An 18439-nucleotide genomic window follows, 5' to 3' on the forward strand; every position below is an offset into this window, starting at 1 on the left:
CTGTGGGGCGGTGTGCTCAGGCGCCGGTACGGGCGAGTGCCGCGAGGCGGGCGTCGGCGCGTTCGGGTGCGTACAGGTGGTCGATGACCATGCGGGCGGCTCCGACCAGGGCCGCGCGGTCGCCCAGTTCGGAGGTGACGACCTGGAGGTGGGCGGTGGTGCGCGGCATGGCGCGCTGATAGATGAGTTCGCGGACGCCGGTGAGGAACGGGGTGCCGGCCAGGTCGCCGCTGAGCATCAGCACGCCGGGGTTGAGCAGCGTCACGACCGTGACGAGGACCTCGCCGACGCGCTGCCCCGCCTCGCGGGCGAGCCTGACGGCGTCCGGCTGGCCCGCGGCGAGATGCTCGCGTACGTCGGAGCCCGACGCGGTGGGGACACCGGCCGCGGTGAGCTGCCCGGCGATCGACCGGCCGCTGGCGACGGCGGCGAGGCACCCGTAGGACCCGCACATGCACAGTGCGTCGGGGCGGTCGTGCAGGCGGATGTGGCCGATGTCGCCCGCTCCGCCGTCGATGCCCCGGTAGACCTCGCCTCCGACGACGACGCCGGCGCCGATCCCCGTGGACGCCTTGATCAGGACGAAGGCGCTGCAGTCCGGGTGACCGGCCCGCTGCTCGGCCAGGGCCATCAGGTTGGCGTCGTTGTCGACGAAGACGGGCAGGGGTCCGGCGGCCGGCATCGGACCGACGTGCTCGGCCCAGGCCTCGCGCAGTCGTTCCCGTACGGGGAAGCGGTCCCAGCCGGGCATGATCGGTGGCTGCACGATCTGGGCCGACTCCCAGTCCACCGGCCCCGGAACGGAGAGCCCGATACCGCAGACACGCTCGGCCCCCACCCCCGCCTCGGCAAGCAGCGGGCCGAACCAGCGCGCGAGTTGGTCCAGGGCGCGGTCGGGGCCGTCGGCGATGACGAGGGCCCCGGTGTGCTCGGCGAGTACGGTGCCGGAGAGGTCGAGCGCGGCGACGCGGGCGTGCCGGGTCTCCAGGTCCGCGACGAGCACCACGGCGTGCCCCGGGTCGAACTCCAGCCGGGCGGAGGGACGTCCGCCGGTGGAGGTGCCGGTTGCGCCGCGCAGCCAGCCCGCTCCGAAGAGCTGGTCGAGCCGGTGTCCCACCGTGGAGCGGGACAGGCCGGTCGCCTGCTGGAGCTCGCCGCGCGTGGTGGCTTCGCCGCTGCGAATGAGCTGAAGCAGATGCCCCGCGCTGGCCTGGTTTCCTGCCATCCCCGCCGTCCTCGCCCTGTCTGTCGCGTCCGTGCCCGCCCCGAGGGGACGTTCGGTCTCTCCCCGCCGGCCTCCCGGATCCGGCGTCAGCCCTTGTCCGCACCGCTGGTCAGGCCCTCGGTGAGGAGCCGTTCGGCGGAGAAGAAAAGGAGTACCACAGGGATGGTGAGGACGACCGACCCGGCCATCAGCACCGTCTTGGACACCTCGATGCCGTTGGCCAGTTGCTGGAGACCGAGGGAGACGGTCCACCGTTCGGGGTCGGCCGCCAGGAAGAGGAGGGCGAACAGGAACTCGTTCCAGGCGATCATGAAGACGTACAGCCCGGTGGCCATGAGGGTCGGCAGGGCGAGCGGCAGGATGATCTTGCGTACGGTCTGCAGCCGTGACGCGCCGTCGATCGCCGCCGCCTCCTCGATGCTGAACGGGATGGTGACGAAGTAGTTCTTCAGCATGTAGATCGAGACGGGCACGGTCTGCGCGATGTAGACGATGGCGAGCCCCACGAGGCTCCCCGACAGCCCCATCTTCGCGAACATGACGAAGAGCGGGACGGCCAGCAGCGTGGCCGGGAACAGGTAGACGGCCAGGAAGACCGCGCTGATCTGGCGGTTGCCGAAGAACTTCAGCCGGCTGACGGCGTACGCGCCCGGTACCGCGGCGGCCAGCGTGAGCAGGACGGTGGCGATGGCGACGAGTGCCGAGTTGACCAGCATGCCGAGGAAGCCCTGGCCCCCGTCCTCCGAGGACTTGAGGACGCTCTCGTACGTGTCGAGCGTGAAGTCCTTCGCCGAGACCCAGAGGTTGCCCGGGTCCAGGAGGAGTGCGTCGATGGGCTTCACCGACAGCATCAGCATGTAGTAGAAGGGCACGATCGTGATCGCCGCGAGGAAGGCGATCACCACCCAGCGCAGGACTCCGAAGAACCGCTCCTCGAACTGGGCGCGGGTGAGCCGGGGGCGCCGCGGCGCCGGCAGCTGGCGGGTGGTGCGCTCCGCCTGGTCACGGGTCATGGTCGGTGTGGAGGTCATGCCGACTCCTCCTGCATCTTCTTGCCGAAGAACTTGAAGTAGACGCCCAGGAGGGCCATGAGCACCACGGCGAGGACGAGGGCCTGCGCGGAGGCGGCTCCGACGTCGAAGCGCGAGGTGAGGAAGTCGTAGACGCGGACGGCCACGACGTCCGTGCCTGAACCGCCGCCGGTGAGCAGGTAGATGTCGTCGAACTTGTTGAACGTCATGATGAAGCGGAGGACGGACAGCAGGGCGATGACGGGCATCAGCTGCGGCAGCAGGATGTGCCGGAAGCGCTGGGACAGCGTGGCACCGTCGACCTCGGCGGCCTCCTCCAGGCCCGCGGGGACCGCCTGGAGGCGGGCGAGCATGAAGAGGAAGGCGAACGGGAAGTAGCGCCAGGTCTCGAAGGCGATGACGGTGAGGAGCGCCAGCGGGATGTCGAAGTGGACCCCGAGCACACCGACTTCGTAGGACCGGGTGGAGAGGAAGGCGATGGGGTCGTCCCATCCGAAGAGCTTCCGGCCCCATTCGTTCACGATGCCGTACTGCGGGCTGAGTGCGACCTCCCACACGAAGGAGACCGCGACCACGGGGGCGACGTACGGCAGGAGCATGGCGGCGCGCAGTGCGCCCCTTCCGCGGAAGGGCTTGCGCAGGGCGAGGGCGGCGATCAGGCCGAGGGCGACGGAGCCGGCGGTGGCGCCGACGGTGTAGAGGAGCGTGGTGCCGAGGCTGCTCCAGAAGCCGGGCGAGCCGAAGACCTGGGAGAAGTTGTCCAGGGTCCAGCGGCCGAAGAGGCCGTTCTCCTGGATGTCGACCAGCTTGGCGTTCTGGAAGGCGAGCAGGACGGTCCAGAGGATCGGCAGGATCACCACGACCAGGACCACCAGGAAGGTGGGGGTCACGAAGGCGAGGCCCGCGCGGTTCTCCCGCCTGCTCGTACTCTGCGGCGGTACGCGGCGCTTCTTCGCGCCGCTCGTGATTGTGCTCATGGGTCGGTTACCTCGTGAGGGAGCGGCGGGCGGCTACTGGAGGGACTTCTGGAGGGCGGCCACTTCGTCGTTGGCCTCCTCGGCGGCCTCGTCGGGCGAGAGCTGGCCGCTGGTCATCGCCCCGATGGCCTTGGCGACGGGGAGTTCGCCGTTCGTGGCGCCGACGAGGGCGCCCTGCCCCTGGGTCAGGCCCCACCGCTTCATGCCTCCGACACCGGTGACGAGCCGGTCGAGGAGCGCGGAGGGGTAGGCCTTCTGCATGGATTCGCGGCGGTCGACGCCCATGACGCTGGCGCGCCACGCCTGCTCGAAGGAGCCGGGCTTCTCCGCCGTGCCGGTACGGACGGGGATCTTGCCCTCGGGGGCCATGCCGAACCAGTCCGCGTAACCCTTGCCCATCATGTACTCGATGAACTTCTGGGAGGCGTCCGTCTCGGCGGACCGCGTGACGGCCCAGGACGTGATCTCTCCGAACTGGGCGGGTTCCTTGCCGTCGGGGCCCTTCAGGGAGGTGACGACGCCGGTGTTACGGGCGAGGAACTTCGGGTCCTTCTTGCACTCCGGGCAGCTGGGCAGCGCGTCGGACCGCAGTCCCGCGAGCTCGTCCAGGAGGAAGGACGACCAGACCATCATCGACGACTGCCCGGCGAAGTAGGTGGCGCGGGTGGAGTCCACGCTCTGGGTGCCGGGCGCTCCGTGCTCGCGGGCGAGGTCGTCGTACGCGGCGAAGGCGTTGCGGCACGCCGGGGAGTCGAGTGCGGGCTCGCCCGCCTCGTCGACCAGCTGGCAACCGTTGGCCAGGGCGAGGTCCTCGAAGCTCTGCTGGGTGAAGACGTCCGAGGGGTCGGTGGCCAGCGAGATGCCGTCCCGGCCGCCCTTGTCGAGGGCGGCGGCGGCCTTCAGGGCGCTCGGGTAGTCCTCCGGTGCGTCGAGTCCGGCCTTCGCGAACAGGTCCTTGCGGTAGACGAGGATCTGGAGCCAGGCGTCGGAGGGGACGCCCAGCCTGGTGCCCCGGTCCGAGGTGAGCTCGAGCGCGTTGCTGTTGAACGTGTCCGGCCGCAGGTCCTTCACGATGCGGTCCGCGACCTCGGTGTTCAGCAGGCCGTTGCCGTACATCTGCCAGACCTGGCCCATCGGGACCGCCCCGATCACATCCGGGAGCTTGCCGGCCGCGGCGGCGGACATGATCAGCTGCGGCAGCTGGGCCTCGTCCACGCCGACGAGGTCGACCTCGACGCCGCTCTCCTTCTCGAAGCGGCTGATGACCTTCCTGGTCGCCGCCATCCTCGGCGGCAGGTTCTCCTGCGACCACACCGTGATCCTGTTGTCGGGCTTCTCTGCGCCGGAGCTGCCGGAGCAGCCGGCCAGGAGGCCCCCGGCCAGGGTCGCGGCGAGCCCGAACAGGGTCACCCTCGACCGTCGGGTCTTCATCACCATGCTGTGTCCTCACGCCACTTACGCACTTTCCTGACGCATCTCAGCATTACTTTTGCTTGTTGACAAGACATAACTCTGAGATATCTTCGACTGAAGTCAGCGAGCAACACCCCTCCAAGCACTACCGGAGCCCCCCGTGGAACGCGTCGTCCAGTTCACCGGCCCCCGTCAGGTCGAAGTCGCCGAGCACGAAAGCGCTCCGCTTCCCGCAGGACACCTGCGGGTCCGCACCCGCTACTCCGGCATTTCGGCAGGAACCGAACTCACCGCCTACCGGGGGACAAATCCGTACCTGACACGCACCTGGGACGCCGAGGCCCGGATCTTCCGCGACGGGGCGGCCGGGATCGAGTACCCGGTGGCCGGCTGGGGCTACTCCGAGGTCGGCGAGGTCACCGAGGTCTCGCCCGAGCTCGTCGGCACGCCCGGTATGCCGGTCGAGGGCGATCTGGTCTGGGGCATCTGGGGGCACCGCAGCGAGGGCATCGTCCCGGCCGAGCGCATGGTCGGCCACACCCTGCCCGCGGGCCTGGAACCGCTCGCCGGGGCCTTCGCCCGGGTCGGCGCCATCGCGTACAACGCGATCCTCGCCGCCGACATCCACCTGGGCGAGGACGTGGCCGTCTTCGGCCAGGGCGTCATCGGGCTGCTCACCACCCGTCTCGCCCAGCTCAACGGCGCACGCGTCACCGCGGTCGACGCACTCGACGGCCGGCTCGCGACGGCCCGTGAGTACGGGGCACGGCACACCCTCAACGCCCGTACCGGCACCGTCGCCGAAAGCATCCGGGCCGCCACCGGCGGGGCGGGCGCCGATGTCGCGATCGAGATCAGCGGTGTGTACCCGGCCCTCCACGAGGCCGTGCGCTCCGTCACCGTCGGCGGCCGGGTCGTGGCGTCCGGCTTCTACCAGGGCGACGGCGCGGGTCTCCGCCTCGGCGACGAGTTCCACCACAACCGGGTGCAGCTGATCTGCTCCCAGATCGGCGGAGTGCCCCCGCAGCTGGCGGGGCGCTGGACCGTCGAGCGGCTCCAGCAGACCTTCCTCTCGCTGGTCGCCGAAGGCCAGGTCGACGTGAAGTCCCTGGTCAGCCACGTCGTGCCGGTGGCGGAAGCCGCCGACGCGTATGTGCTGCTCGACGAGACGCCCGCCGACGCCCTCCAGGTCGTCCTGGAGTTCTGAGCCCCCGCGGCCAGGACCGATCCATCCACCGGAACTCCCGAGCGCCCTCCGACGGCGCCGAAAGGCACCCCATGCTGAAAACCGCCTGCCAGGAACAGCTCCTCCCCGGCGACACACTCCAGGAGAAGTGGGCCTTCGCCCAGGACGCCGGCTACGACGCCGTGGAGCTGCGGTCGAAGGGGGACTTCCACTTCCGTGACCGCCTGCCCGAGCTCAAGCAGGCCCTCGCCGACGGCGTGGTCATGCCGACCGTCTGCGTCGACATGCTGCACTTCTTCGCCGCGTTCGACGACGGCCTGCGCCGCGACGCCCTGGAGCAGATGAAGTCCCAGCTCTCCGTCGCCGCCGAGATCGGAGCGCTCGGCGTCCAGACCCCCGCGTCCTACGGGATGTTCTCGCGCAGGCTCCCCCCGTTCGAGCCGCCGCGCACCGAGGAGCAGGACCGCGAGGTGCTGCTGTCCGGCCTCTCCGAGCTGGGCGAGCACGCGCGCCGCGAGGGCGTGACCCTCTACCTGGAGCCGCTCAACCGGTACGAGGACCACATGGTCAACCGGCTGGAGCAGGCCGTCGACCTGATCCGTACGGTGGGCCTGGACTCCGTCCGCATCGGTATCGACAGCTATCACATGAACATCGAGGAGGCCGACCCCTCGGCCTCGATCCTGGCGGCGGCCCCCTACATCGGCCACGCCCAGGTCAGCGACTCGAACCGCTTCCAGCCGGGAGCCGGCCACCTCGACTGGCCCGCCTGGATCGGCGCGCTGCACAGCATCGGCTACGACGGTTACCTCGCCGCCGAGTGCCGGCTGACCGGCGACCCCGTCGCGGCCGTGCGCTCCGTCCCGGCGTTCCTCCGGAGGTCCGGCGCGTGACGTCGCTGCTCGAAACCCCCGTGCCCGCCGCCGCCGATCACCTGACGCTTCGGCGCGGCGCGGCACGGGTACTCCTCACCAACTGGACGGGGTCCTCCACCGTCCCGTCGCGCGGTCTGTATCCGCACCAGTGGAGCTGGGACTCGGCCTTCATCGCGATCGGTCTGCGCCATCTGTCGGTGCGCCGGGCCCAGCGTGAGCTGGAGAGCCTGCTGGGCGCGCAGTGGGCCGACGGGCGCGTCCCCCACATCGTGTTCAGCCCCGCCGTGCCCCTCGACGCGTACTTCCCCAGCCCCGACTTCTGGCGCTCCTCCACGGACGGCGCCACGGCAGGCGCCCCGGCCGGCACCGAGACCTCCGGCATCGTGCAGCCCCCGGTGCACGCGCTCGCGGCCTGGCTCGTCCACCAGGCGGACCCGGAGACCTCGCGCAGCCGCGGTTTCCTGCCCCGTGTGTACGACCGGCTCGTGGCCTGGCACGACTACCTCACGGGCCCCCGCGACCTCGGCGGCGGCGGGCTGTCGGCCATGGTGCACCCGTGGGAACCCGGCATGGACAACAGCCCGTGCTGGGACGGCCCGTTGGGACGTGTCGAGCCGGCCGCCCCCGGTTCGTACCGGCGCGCCGACCTCGACCACGGGCAGGCCTCGGAACGGCCCACCGACCTGGACTACGGACGCTATGTGCGGCTCGCCGCCGACTACCGCGACAGCGGTTACGCGGACGTGCCGGGCGGGCACGCCTTCGCGGTCGAGGACCCCTGCGTCAACGCGCTGCTGATCGTCTCCGAGCACGCGCTGGCCCGGATCGCCGCCGAGACGGGGGCGGACCCCGCCCCCCACGAGGTGCGGGCGGCGCGTCTCACCGCGGCCCTGGTGGAGCGCCTCTGGTCGCCCGCCGACGGCATGTTCCTCTGCCGTGACCTGGTCGGTGGCGAGCTGATCCCCGAGCGCAGCGTCGCCGGGCTCGTCCCGCTCGTGGTGCCCGGCCTCCCCCAGGACATCGTGGACGCCCTGCTCGGCACGGCGACCGGCACCGGTTTCCGCCTCGGCGAGGTCCCGATGGCTCCGTCGTACGACATCACCGGGCACGCCTTCGACCCCTCCCGCTACTGGCGCGGTCCCGCCTGGTTCAACACCAACTGGCTGCTGGAGCGCGGTCTGCGCCGGTGCGGACACGCGCAGGCCGCCGATTCCCTGCGCGCGGCCATGCTCGACGCCGCCGGAGCCAGTTCCTTCGCCGAGTACGTGGACCCGTTCACGGCCGAGGCCCGCGGCACCCGCTCCTTCGGCTGGACGGCCGCCCTCACCCTCGATCTGCTGGCCGCCACGCGGCCGGCCGACGGCGGTGCCCCTCACCCCACCCCGATCGGAGCGCACACGTGAACGGCACGGCGGAGACCACGCTGGTCCGGGCGGGCACCTTCGCGGTCCTCGGGGCCGACGGCGGTGTGAGCGGCCGTCGCGGCACCTCCCCCGACGGACTGTTCCATCGCGACGCCCGGCATCTGAGCCGGTGGACCCTGACCGTCGACGGCACCGAGCCGGCCGTGCTGGTGCCGTCGGACGGCGAGGCGTCCGCCCGGTGCGTGCTCACACCCCCGGGCACCCGGGACGAACCGGCGGGCTACACCGTCTTCCGTGAACAGGCTGTCGACGCGGGTGTCCTGACGGAGTGTCTGCGGCTGGTGAACAACCGTCCGACGCCCGTCACCGCGATCCTCTCCCTCACCGCCGACGCCGACTTCGCCGACCAGTTCGAACTGCGCTCCGACAAGCGGCGGTACGAGAAGGCCGGCGCCCTGCGCACGGCGAGCGCCCACGCCGAGGGGGTCACCTTCACCTACGAGCGCGGCAAATGGCTGTCCCGTACGGCGGTGTGCTCCACGCCCGCCCCGGACGCCGTCCGGCCCGTCGGCGAACCGGACACGGCCCACCGGCTGGACTGGCACCTGGAACTGCCCGCCCACGGCACCGCCGAACTCCTGATCACCGTCACGGCGTACGCGCACGGCGCGCCCGCGCCGGCCCTCGTCGGCACACCGGCCGAGGCGGTCGCGGAGCGCGCGGCGGACACGTCGGCGTTCACGGGCGTGCCGCTGCCCGTTCCGGCCGGTGCGCCCGAGGGTCTGGCCGCCGCCTGTGCCCGTGGGCTGAGCGACCTGGCGGCCCTGCGGGTCCCCGCCATCGGCCCGGACGGTGAGCGCGTACGCGTACCGGCGGCGGGGATCCCCTGGTTCCTCACGCTCTTCGGGCGTGACTCGCTGTTCACCTCGCTCTTCGCGCTTCCGTACCGGCCGGAGCTGGCGGAGGGCACCCTGCGTGCCCTCGCCGCCACCCAGGGCACGGAGTACGACACCGGCCGCGGCGAGCAGCCCGGGCGCATCGTCCACGAGATCCGGCACGGCGAACTGGCTCACTTCCGCCAGGTGCCGTACGGCCGCTACTACGGCTCGGTCGATGCCACCCCGCTCTTCCTCGTACTCCTGGAGAGCTTCACCGAAGCCACGGGCGACCGTGCCCTGGCCGCCCGTCTGGAGGACCACGCCCGGGCGGCCGTGGACTGGATGTTCCGCGACGGCGGCCTGGACGACGGCGGCTACCTGGTCTACTCGCCCGACCCGCAGGGCCTGGTGAACCAGAACTGGAAGGACTCCGACGGCGCCGTCTGCTTCCTCGACGGCACCCAGGCCGAGGGGCCGATCGCGGTCGCGGAGGCACAGGGCTACGCCTACGACGCACTGGTGCGCACCGCGCGGCTGGCCCGCTCGGTGTGGGACGACGACGCGTACGCCGACCGGCTCGACAGCGCCGCCGCCGGTCTGCGGGCCCGGTTCCTGCGGGACTTCTGGATGCCCGGCCCCGACTTCCCGGCGCTCGCCCTGGACGGCCGGGGCAGGCAGGTCGACTCGCTGGCCTCGGACGCCGGGCACCTGCTGTGGTCCGGCATCCTGGACGACCGGCACGCGCGGCGCGTGGGGCGGCGTCTGCTGGAACCCGACTTCTTCTCGGGCTGGGCCGTCCGTACGCTGGCGTCCGGCCAGCCGGGGTACCACCCGCTCTCGTACCACCGGGGCACGTGCTGGCCGCACGACAACGCGGTCATCCTGCTCGGTCTGGCACGGTGCGGCCTGCGGGACGAGGCGCGCACGGTCGCCCTCGGTCTGCTGGAGGCGTCGGCCCACCACGGTCACCGGCTGCCCGAGGTCATGGCGGGCTACTCGCGCGCCCAGCACCCTCGGCCTGTTCCGTACCCCCACTCCTGTTCACCGCAGGCCTGGGCGGCGGCGACTCCCCTGGCCGTCCTCACCGCGCTGCTCGATGAGGACGACGAACGTGTTCCTGCCCACCCCGGTGACCCGGGGGTGGCACAGTCGTCTCCCGTGGACCGGAGGCCGCAGCGGCCGTGACGTCGGCGGAAGTGAGTGGTGCGCGATGAGGCTTGTCGTACAGGAGTTCCTGTCCCTCGACGGTGTCTCCCAGGGCCCCGGGGCCCCGGACGAGGACCGGAGTGACGGCTTCGACCAGGGTGGCTGGTTCGTACCGCACCTGGACGAGGAGTTCGAGGAGGTGGCTGCCGCCTGGCTCGGCACAGCGGACGCGCTGCTGTTCGGCCGCCGCACCTACGAGAACTTCGCCCGGGACTGGCCGGCGATGACCGACCATCCTTTCGCGCCCCTCATGAACGGCCTGCCCAAGTACGTCGCCTCCCACAGCCTCACCACGGCCGCGTGGAACCCGACAACGGTCCTGGACGGGGATGTCCCCGCCCAGGTCGCCGCGGTGAAGGCCCTGCCCGGCCGGGACCTGCAGATCCACGGCAGCGCCCGGCTGGCCCAGTCCTTGCTGGCCGCGGGCCTGGTCGACGAGCTGCGCCTGGTGATCGCCCCGGTCGTGGTGGGCCGGGGCCGGAGGCTCTTCCCGGACGGCGGCGCCCCGGCCGGCCTGCGGCTCGTCAGCCACAGGACGACCGCGCGCGGGCTCTCGGTGCACACCTTCGAATCGACGGGGCTGCCGGAGAAGGGCGTGTACGGGGCCGGCGCCTGAGCCAGGGGAGGCAGGTGGGGACGGGCCGCTACCGCTGTCCGTGCACCTGGTCCTGCAGGCGACGGCCCTCGTCCCGCAGCCGCTGGTCCTGAAGGGCCTTGCCGTCCGCTTCCATCTTCCGCCCTCGCAGCAGCTTGAGCGCGGAAACCATCTTGCCCATGAGATCACCTCTCGATACCGCCGGACCTGTGCACCACAGATCCTTCCGTCCGGCCGGCCGGAGCGACTCCTAAGAGCTGCACCTGTCCGCCTTGCCCCAATTTTTCCCGCCGATCGAAACCGAATGCAAGTGCGACGGTCACCTTTCTCCGCACAGTCGGAAGAAGCACGGGCGTGCGGTCAGCGTGGTGCCCGGATCCTGTCGATGATGCGCGTCCAGTTGTCGCTGCCGTGCCCGTCCTCGATCGCGTGCCGGTAGTGGGCCTGCACGGCCAGCGGAAGCGCGGGATCGAGTCCGAGTGAAGCGCTGGTCTCGACGATGTGGTCCGCCGTCGCACCCATCATGGTGACCGTGCTGAGATCGCCGGGATGCTCGCCGGCATCGAGCGCGGCGCCGGGGCGCTCATCGCCGGCCCTCAGGATGTCGCTGATCGTGTCGGCGGCGGAGAGCAGCTCCGGGAGCGTCTCCTCGGCCTTCATCCCGGCGGTCCCCAGCATCGCTGTGGCGTGCATCAACGCGGAGAGAGTGGTGAGGAACACCGTGAGCTGGGCCTGGTACATCATCTGGGCGAGGCCCGCATCCTCACCCAGGTACCTGGGTGTCCCGAGCGGCGCCAGAGCCGCTCGGTGACTGTCCATCACTTCGCCCGGGCCGCTGTAGTAGACGTAGGACGCTTCCGTGCCGACCATCGGCGCCGGGGCCATGACCCCGCCGGTGAGGAAGGCGGCCCCGTGGCCCTCCGCCCAGGTGGCAGCCTCGCGGGTGCGATCGGGGGTGTCGGAACTCAGGTTCACCAGCGTCCGGCCGGCCAGCGAACCGGTGGCGCTGCCGAGGATGTCGTACATCGCCCGGTAGTCCGTGAGGCTGAGGATCACGAGGCCGCTCGCCTCGACGGCCTCGCGCGGTGTCGCCGCGCGCGTCGCTCCCTCGGCGACGACGCCGTCGGCGCGGGCGGCGGTGCGGTTCCATACGGTGACGGGGCGGCCTGCGGTGAGGAGGGTGCGTGTCATCGCCCGGCCCATCGGGCCGAGCCCGATCACGGTGACAGCGTCGTCTTGTCCGGTGTTACGGGTCTGTTCGTTCACCCCTTCATCGTCGGAGAGCGCCACTACTCTCGGAAGTACCCACTATTTACTGCGGTACTTACCTTTTAGTAAGGGGAGCCACTGATGGCCAAGGCACCGAGACGCGGACCCTACATCTGCGGTATCGACGCCGCGTTCGACGTGGTGAGCGGCAAGTGGAAGGGACTGATCCTCTGGGAGCTCGACGCCCATCGCGTACGCCGGTTCGCCGAACTCCGCCGCGGGCTGCCGGGAGTGAGCGAGAAGATGCTCACCCAGCACCTGCGAGAGATGGAGGCGGACGGCCTCGTGCACCGGAAGGTCTACGCCGAGGTGCCGCCCCGCGTGGAGTACTCCCTGACCGAGCACGGGCACACGCTCAACAAGGCGCTCGAACCGCTCGGGGCCTGGGGGGTCGAGCGTATGGGCCGTGAAGGCTCGGAGAGGGCCGACGTGGTGGAGACTCCACACGGTTGAGCAGTTGACCGGCCGGCGAGGCTTGGCAGGTCGGGGGACCGCCCGGCATGGCTTGGCAGGTCGGGAGACCGGCCGCCTCGCGGAGATCCGGTTCTGCGGCCGAAGGTGACGTACCAGGGAGCGGGACACTCGGCCGGATCGCCCCTGCGCGGGCCGGACTTCGACGGCCGCGTCGCAGCCGTCGCGTACCGGGCACCCCCGGCCGCTCGCGGCGCCGGTGGGGCCTCCGACGCCGTCGCCGCGTTCACCTCCCGGGCCGCGCAGGAGAGCGGCTGCGCGGTGGCGGAGCCGCCGAAAGACCGCGGTGTTACGCACACAGGGTCCGGGCGCGCACCCAGCGCGGGATGCGCCCTCGGCGGCCCGGAGAAGGGCGCGACCTCGTCACGGGCAGGTTCCGGGTCGCCCTTGCGCTGAGGCGTGCCGCCTCGCCCACGGACACCGCTCCCCCGGCCGGTTCGCCATGGCGGACCGGCCGGGGGCCGTGCGGTGCGCGGTCCAGGGACCGGCCGGATCTACTTCCGGGTGGACGCCGTGCCGGCGCCGCCGTTGATGACGAACTGCGATCCGGGTTCGACCTCGACGTCGCCGTCCGCCGAACCGGTGATGGTCACATCGGTCAGGGTGGCGCTGCCCCGTGCGCCTCCGTGGGCCAGGATCCCGGACCCGTTGACGGAGTTGTCGATGCGGACGTTCGAGATCTTCGCTCCGGGCACGGACCCGCCGCCCGACTTGAACTGGATCCCGTCGTAGGTCGAGTCATGGATGTCGGTGTCGCGGATCGTGACACCGGGAATGTCCTGGCCGGCGGCGAACAGCGTGATCGCGCCGAACTCCTGGGCCTCCCCCCAGAACGCCCCGCCCGTGCGGTGGAGCGCGTTGTTGGCGATCAGTGTCTCCCCCGAGAAGGGCAGCGGGTCGTGGTCCGTCGCCAGCATGATGCCGGGGTAGTTCATCGTGTCGGAGATGATGTTGTTCTCGATGGTGTTGCCGTAACCGCCGTAGACCGCGATGCCGTTGGCCCTCCACGGCAGCTGGATCGTGTTGTTGCGGAAGTGGTTGTCGTGGCCGACGTCCACCGACGGGTTCTTCACGTACTTGCTCGACCACACGGCCAGCGAGTCGTCCCCGGTGTTCCTGAAGGAGGAGTTGAACACCGTGGAATTGCGCGTCCCGTTGGCGAAGTTGATGCCGTCCGCGTAGGTGTTGCGAATCCGCATCCCCGTGAACTCGACGCCGTCACCGGGCCCCCAGAGATCCGGGATGTTGTCGTAGTCGCGGCCGACCCAGACCCCCACGTTCGCGTGTTCCAGCCAGACGTTGGTGATCTTGGTGTCGTCGCCGAAGCGTCCGTTCAGGCCCACTCCGCCCTCGGCGTTCCCGTCCCCTCCGCGGATGGTGCCGGAGCCGAAGATCGCCAGATCCGAGATCTTGGTGTTGTCGTCGATGTCGAAGCCGAAGTTCCCCTCGTGCGGGTGGTTGATACCGCCCGCGTCCTGCGGCTGGGTGAGGGTGTAGAGCTGGGAGTGCCACATGCCCGCGCCGCGGATCGTGACGTCCCTGATGCCGACCTGGTTGAACTGCCCCCGGTTCAGCGGGTCGTCGGTCAGGATCTTCTGCTCCTGCCGCCACTGCCCCGGCGGGATCCACACGCAGTCGATGTCTCCGTTCTGATCGGCCGTCACCGCCCGCTGAATGGCGTCCGTGTCGTCGATCCCGTCGTTCGGAACGGCGCCGTAGGTGGTGATCGGGGTACATCCGGCCGGCTGGCTCGCCGCCGGCGCCACCTGCTCCAGGTCGACGAGGTCGATGATGTAGAAGGACGCCGTGTCGCCCGCGTCCCGCTGGAGGCGGAACTTCGTCCCTGCGGGATAGGTACGCCCGAGCAGGGCGTTGGACTCGTCGAAGAGCCTGCGGGCGTCGGCCTGCGGCTGGTTGGTCAGCCCCTCCGGGCTGTCGGTGTCACCGTAGAGCCAGCTGTGCTTGGAGGAGAGGTTCAGCTTCCGGGCGAAGGTGCCGTCGGCGTACAGGCTGATCGTCGCCTCGGTCCCGCCGCCGCCGGGGGCGTCGGGGATGGAGTTGCGGACCACGATCGAGTTCGTCGGCACGGTCGAGGTGACCTCGACGTACTCACCGGTGGTGTTCAGCCGCACGGACTCACGGCCCGAGGACTCGGTGGCGAAGTTGGTGTGCCCGAAGGTGCGCTTCTGGTCGGACTTCAGCAACGTGCCCTTGTACGCGCCCTGTTCGGCCTCGTACTCGGTGTACGGGACCGCGGCGCCGCGGCCGACCACGACGGCGCGCGAGAAGACGTTGTTGTTCTCGTCGGTCTCGGTGACCACACCGGTCGCGTCCGCGGTGGCGGTGAGGTTGGCCCCGCCGCTCCTGGCGGTCCAGCTCCCGCTGATGGGCACGGTGACGGTGGATCCGGCGGGAACCGCCCCCGTCGTCCCGTTCAGTGTGGTGCTCTCCACCAGGAGGCGGGTCACCGTGGACGAACTCACGGCAGTCGTACCACGGTTGTGGAGGGACACGGTGAAGCTGACGGCCGCGCCCACAGCGGGGTTCGACGGGCTGGAGGTGATGCCGAGCACCTCCAGGTCGGGGCCGGGACTCTGGCCGACGACCAGCTTCGACGTGGCGGTGAGGCTGTTGTTGCTGTTGTCCTGCTCGACGACCGTGTCGGTGGGATCGACCACGGCCGAGACGCTGTACGTGCCCATCGGCTGCCTGCCCACGCGGACCGGCACGGTGGCCGAGGCTCCGGCGGCGAGGCCGTTCACCGCCGCGCTCCCGGCGACCACACCTGCCAGGCTCACGTCGACGGCCGTCGCGGCGGCGGCGGACGTACCCGTGTTGCGTACGGTGGCGTTCACGGTGACGTCGTCCGTCTCGGACGGCGTGGTGGGTGACCAGGTCAGTCCGGTGACGGTCAGGTCGGGGTTGGGAGCCGCGGTGCCGGCGACCTGGATCTCGGCGACCTGGGCCCCGGGGGCGCCGGTGTTGGCGAAGAACTTGAGCTGCACGTCCGCATACCTGCCGCTGACCGGGATGGTCACCGTGTTCTGGTTCCCCGAGGGGTTGAACACATGATCGGCGCGGTCCTTCAGCGAGGTGAAGCCGGTGGCCGACTGGGCGCGGCCGAGCACCTGAAGACTCTGCGTCCGGGTGGCCCACGCCTGGTCCGGGGAGAGCTTGACGACGACGGCCTGGATGTCCGCGTCGGCGCCGAGCTTCACCGTCAGCGTCGAGGGATGGCCGTTGGCCTCCCAGTACGTACCGAGCTTGTCGTCATTGGCGTTGGCCGCCACATAGGTCTGCGTGTACGACGACGCCTCGATCGGCTTGTTCAGCGCCAGGTTGGAGCCGTCGACGGGAGGCGGACCGGAGCCGTTCTCGCCGTGGACCTCGACCTGGGAGAGCTGTGCGGCGTTCCAGCCGGTGTTGGCGGTCACCTGGACCCGGATGTACCGCACCTGCTTCGCGGTGAAACCGACCGTGACGGTGTTGCCCGCCGACGGGGTGAACTCGCGGGCGGCCGAAGCCGACAGGGTGCTGAAGCTGCTCCCGTCCGTGCTGCCCTGGACGCCGAGCGTCTGGGTCCGGGCCTCCCAGGTGGCCGGGAGCTTCAGCACCACCTGGTCGACGTCGAAGGAGCCGCCGAGGTCGATCCGGACCCACTGCGGGAAGCCGCCGGGGCTCTCCCAGTACGTCTGCTGGCTGCCGTCGGTGACGTTCGACGCGGGGTAGGCGCCGTGCGACCCGCTGGCCGTCACCTGCTTACCGAGGGCCAGGTCGGAGCTCCGGTCGGCCGCCGTGGCGGCGACGGGCAGGAGTCCGACGGTCATCAGCGCGGCTGCCAGCGCGCCAATGACGAACCGCCATCCGAATTGCTTCCATCTCATGCTGTCCTCTGTTCCGTGCGGCTGCGGGACCGGGAGGGCACGGTGACGCCTCACCGACCGCGCGATGCGTACGGCACCGGCGGTCGAGGACGGGCAGGTGCGGGCTGCCGGCACACCGACGAGGGGGCGATCAGGGACGCCGACAGGAGAGGGAGCAGGCCACCTGCCGGAAACTCGCGCGCATTGCCTTGATTTTTGAGTGAACCAGTCAATATTTTGCGGTGCCGAGGTGACAGGTTTCTAGCAGGCCGCACTTTTGTCAACGGTCCTCACACCGGGGCCGCCTCCCCTGCACTTCCGGGCGGCAGACCCTCAACCGCGCCGGTTCCGCCGGAGCGCGACGAGGGGGAGGAACAGCAGGTCCACGATTTCCTCCAGGTCCGCCTCGGAGGGGGTGCGGCGGGCCATGAGGAGGTCATAGAGGACCAGGACCACCGGGAGCGCGGTCAGCCGGTCGGGAAGCGGAACCGCGGGATCGGTCTCACCACGGCGGGCGGCACGCTCCAGGACCGTACGCATCCAGTCACCGCCAGGGCTGCGGTTACGCGAGGTCAGGTACGCGGACAGCTCCGTGTCCTGCCCCTGCTCCGCGGCGAGCGCCTGTCGCACATGGGCCAGGCCGGCCGTCTGCCCGACGACGAAGCGGAGCAGGGCGAGCACGTCACCACGCAGATTTCCCGTGTCCGGCGGCCCATCCGGGACGGGCGGCGCCTTGCTGCGCAGGGCGGCAAGGACGAGCTCCCGTTTCGTCGGCCAGCGGCGGTAGAGGACGGCGCGACTGGTGCCGGCGCGGCCCGCGACCGCTTCGTAGGTCAGCCGTTCGTAGCCGGCGGCGGTCAGTTCCTCCCAGGCCGCTTCGAGGAGCGCCGCTTCCAGCTCGGCCCCCCGGCGACGCTTGCGCGCAGGCTCTTCAGACACGTCGTGTATCTTAAGTGAATCCGTAAGATACACAGCGACTCTTATTGGAGGCGTCGGAATGCGCGGCAGAGGCATCCACTACGACACCGGCATGCACGTCCTCGGCAAACACACCGGACCGTCCTTCGACCCCCTTGTCGTCGAGCGGGAGATACGCGTCATCGCGGAGGACCTGCACTGCAACGCGATCCGCGTCATCGGCGACGACCCCGACCGCATCGACGTGGCGGCACGGTACGCGGCGGCCGCGGGGCTCCAGGTCTGGTACTCGCCCTTCCCCTGCGAGATGACGAACGAGCAGATGCTGCCGTACTTCACCGACTGCGCCGAGCGGGCCGAGCGGCTGCGCCTCGACGGCGCGGACGTCATCCTCGTCACGGGCTGCGAGCTGAGCCTGTTCGCCCGGGGGTACCTGCCCGGCGACACCTTCGCGGCCCGCATCCCGGTCCTCGCCGGCCCGGACCGGGAGTCCGCCCTCCAGGGCATCCCCGACCGGGTCAACGCCTTCCTCGGCGAGGTCGTCGACGCCGTGCGGCCCGTCTTCGGCGGACCTGTCACCTACGCCTCCAACCCCTTGGACGGCGTGGACTGGAGCCCGTTCGACATCGTCGGCCTCGACGCCTTCCGCGGCCTGCGCAACGCCGCCACCTACCGCGACGACCTGCGCCGGGAGTTCGCCCACGGCAAACCGGTGGCGATCCTGGAGGTCGGCTGCTGCACCTTCCGCGGGGCCGGCGACTACGGCGGCGCCGGATGGTACGTGGCCATGGAGCCGGACGGCGTCACACTCAAGTCCGACCTGGTGCGCGACGAAGGCGAGCAGGTCCGCTACATGGACGACCTCATGCCCGTCTTCGAGGAGGAGGGTGTCGACTCCGTCTTCTGGTTCAGCTTCGCCGACGGCCGCGCTCCCCACCGGCCGGACAGCGGCCCGGACCTCGACATGGCCTCCTACAGCATCGTCAAGCTGCTCGACGAGGACCACGGCCTCCCCGCCCCCTCACGCGCCTACCCCGACATGCGCTGGGAACCGAAGGAAGCGTTCCACGCGCTCGCGGGCCACTACGAGGCCCTCGCCGCACCGGGCACCGTCCCCCCGGTCGCGAAGTAGGCGCCCGTGGCGGGTGGCACGGCGCCACCCGCCACG

The 18439-nt window shown here is 70.8% G+C and carries 15 protein-coding genes; 7 read left to right on the forward strand and 8 right to left on the reverse strand.

The window, feature by feature from the left end:
• Positions 1-16: 16 nt before the first annotated feature.
• The 4 genes from ACIP63_RS17330 to ACIP63_RS17345 form a co-directional block, all read right to left on the reverse strand.
• On the reverse strand, positions 17-1225 hold the full coding sequence (locus ACIP63_RS17330) for an ROK family transcriptional regulator (RefSeq protein WP_401516431.1): 1209 nt from the start codon (positions 1223-1225) through the stop codon (positions 17-19).
• A gap of 86 nt (positions 1226-1311) precedes the next feature.
• Complete coding sequence (locus tag ACIP63_RS17335; protein ID WP_401516927.1) at positions 1312-2238, reverse strand: carbohydrate ABC transporter permease; 927 nt, start codon at positions 2236-2238, stop codon at positions 1312-1314.
• Between the two features lie 14 nt (positions 2239-2252).
• On the reverse strand, positions 2253-3233 hold the full coding sequence (locus tag ACIP63_RS17340) for a carbohydrate ABC transporter permease (RefSeq protein WP_401516433.1): 981 nt from the start codon (positions 3231-3233) through the stop codon (positions 2253-2255).
• A gap of 33 nt (positions 3234-3266) precedes the next feature.
• Positions 3267-4670 (reverse strand): ABC transporter substrate-binding protein, encoded by a 1404-nt coding sequence (locus ACIP63_RS17345; RefSeq protein ID WP_401516434.1) that lies wholly within the window; start codon positions 4668-4670, stop codon positions 3267-3269.
• A 136-nt stretch (positions 4671-4806) separates the two neighbouring features.
• Here ACIP63_RS17345 and ACIP63_RS17350 point away from each other — a divergent pair, with 136 nt between their 5' ends.
• From ACIP63_RS17350 to ACIP63_RS17370, 5 genes are all read left to right on the forward strand, one after another.
• The gene (locus ACIP63_RS17350; protein WP_401516436.1) at positions 4807-5853 is read left to right on the forward strand and encodes a zinc-binding alcohol dehydrogenase; all 1047 of its coding nucleotides are present in this window, start codon (positions 4807-4809) and stop codon (positions 5851-5853) included.
• A gap of 71 nt (positions 5854-5924) precedes the next feature.
• Positions 5925-6725 (forward strand): TIM barrel protein, encoded by an 801-nt coding sequence (locus tag ACIP63_RS17355; protein ID WP_401516438.1) that lies wholly within the window; start codon positions 5925-5927, stop codon positions 6723-6725.
• Positions 6722-8110: an MGH1-like glycoside hydrolase domain-containing protein gene (locus ACIP63_RS17360; protein ID WP_401516439.1), complete on the forward strand. Its 1389-nt coding sequence runs from the start codon at positions 6722-6724 to the stop codon at positions 8108-8110. The genes ACIP63_RS17355 and ACIP63_RS17360 overlap by 4 nt, the downstream gene beginning before the upstream one ends.
• Entirely contained in the window at positions 8107-10134 is a 2028-nt protein-coding gene (locus ACIP63_RS17365) for a glycogen debranching N-terminal domain-containing protein (protein ID WP_401516441.1), read from the forward strand. Before ACIP63_RS17360 ends, ACIP63_RS17365 begins: the two co-directional genes overlap by 4 nt.
• Positions 10135-10159: 25 nt before the next feature.
• On the forward strand, positions 10160-10771 hold the full coding sequence (locus ACIP63_RS17370) for a dihydrofolate reductase family protein (RefSeq protein ID WP_401516442.1): 612 nt from the start codon (positions 10160-10162) through the stop codon (positions 10769-10771).
• A 28-nt stretch (positions 10772-10799) separates the two neighbouring features.
• On the opposite strand, the gene ACIP63_RS17375 is transcribed toward ACIP63_RS17370, so the two are convergent.
• Positions 10800-10931: a hypothetical protein gene (locus ACIP63_RS17375; RefSeq protein ID WP_393756663.1), complete on the reverse strand. Its 132-nt coding sequence runs from the start codon at positions 10929-10931 to the stop codon at positions 10800-10802.
• A 179-nt stretch (positions 10932-11110) separates the two neighbouring features.
• Positions 11111-12016 carry an NAD(P)-dependent oxidoreductase gene (locus ACIP63_RS17380; RefSeq protein ID WP_401516443.1) on the reverse strand — a complete coding sequence of 302 codons (906 nt, stop codon included), beginning with the start codon at positions 12014-12016 and terminating at the stop codon, positions 11111-11113.
• A gap of 84 nt (positions 12017-12100) precedes the next feature.
• On the opposite strand from ACIP63_RS17380, the gene ACIP63_RS17385 reads away from it, so the two are divergent.
• Positions 12101-12472 (forward strand): winged helix-turn-helix transcriptional regulator, encoded by a 372-nt coding sequence (locus tag ACIP63_RS17385; RefSeq protein ID WP_401516445.1) that lies wholly within the window; start codon positions 12101-12103, stop codon positions 12470-12472.
• 512 nt (positions 12473-12984) lie between these two features.
• Here ACIP63_RS17385 and ACIP63_RS17390 read toward each other — a convergent pair.
• Both ACIP63_RS17390 and ACIP63_RS17395 read right to left on the reverse strand, forming a co-directional pair.
• Positions 12985-16374, reverse strand: coding sequence for a CARDB domain-containing protein (locus tag ACIP63_RS17390; protein ID WP_401516446.1), 3390 nt, complete (start codon positions 16372-16374; stop codon positions 12985-12987).
• A gap of 312 nt (positions 16375-16686) precedes the next feature.
• On the reverse strand, positions 16687-17292 hold the full coding sequence (locus ACIP63_RS17395) for a TetR/AcrR family transcriptional regulator (protein ID WP_401516448.1): 606 nt from the start codon (positions 17290-17292) through the stop codon (positions 16687-16689).
• Positions 17293-17350: 58 nt separating this feature from the next.
• Here ACIP63_RS17395 and ACIP63_RS17400 point away from each other — a divergent pair, with 58 nt between their 5' ends.
• On the forward strand, positions 17351-18403 hold the full coding sequence (locus tag ACIP63_RS17400; RefSeq protein ID WP_401516450.1) for a hypothetical protein: 1053 nt from the start codon (positions 17351-17353) through the stop codon (positions 18401-18403).
• Positions 18404-18439 lie beyond the last annotated feature (36 nt).

The organism is Streptomyces sp. NPDC088746, assembly GCF_044751065.1.
Classification (GTDB): domain Bacteria; phylum Actinomycetota; class Actinomycetes; order Streptomycetales; family Streptomycetaceae; genus Streptomyces.

Excerpts from the sequence above, each read along its gene's own strand:
- ACIP63_RS17385 (WP_401516445.1), top strand. The coding sequence starts at position 12,101 with ATGGCCAAGGCACCGAGACGCGGACCCTACATCTGCGGTATCGACGCC.
- ACIP63_RS17400 (WP_401516450.1), top strand. The coding sequence starts at position 17,351 with ATGCGCGGCAGAGGCATCCACTACGACACCGGCATGCACGTCCTCGGC.
- ACIP63_RS17390 (WP_401516446.1), bottom strand. The coding sequence starts at position 16,374 with ATGAGATGGAAGCAATTCGGATGGCGGTTCGTCATTGGCGCGCTGGCA.
- ACIP63_RS17330 (WP_401516431.1), bottom strand. The coding sequence starts at position 1,225 with ATGGCAGGAAACCAGGCCAGCGCGGGGCATCTGCTTCAGCTCATTCGC.
- ACIP63_RS17340 (WP_401516433.1), bottom strand. The coding sequence starts at position 3,233 with ATGAGCACAATCACGAGCGGCGCGAAGAAGCGCCGCGTACCGCCGCAG.
- ACIP63_RS17345 (WP_401516434.1), bottom strand. The coding sequence starts at position 4,670 with ATGGTGATGAAGACCCGACGGTCGAGGGTGACCCTGTTCGGGCTCGCC.
- ACIP63_RS17355 (WP_401516438.1), top strand. The coding sequence starts at position 5,925 with ATGCTGAAAACCGCCTGCCAGGAACAGCTCCTCCCCGGCGACACACTC.
- ACIP63_RS17370 (WP_401516442.1), top strand. The coding sequence starts at position 10,160 with ATGAGGCTTGTCGTACAGGAGTTCCTGTCCCTCGACGGTGTCTCCCAG.
- ACIP63_RS17335 (WP_401516927.1), bottom strand. The coding sequence starts at position 2,238 with ATGACCCGTGACCAGGCGGAGCGCACCACCCGCCAGCTGCCGGCGCCG.
- ACIP63_RS17375 (WP_393756663.1), bottom strand. The coding sequence starts at position 10,931 with ATGGGCAAGATGGTTTCCGCGCTCAAGCTGCTGCGAGGGCGGAAGATG.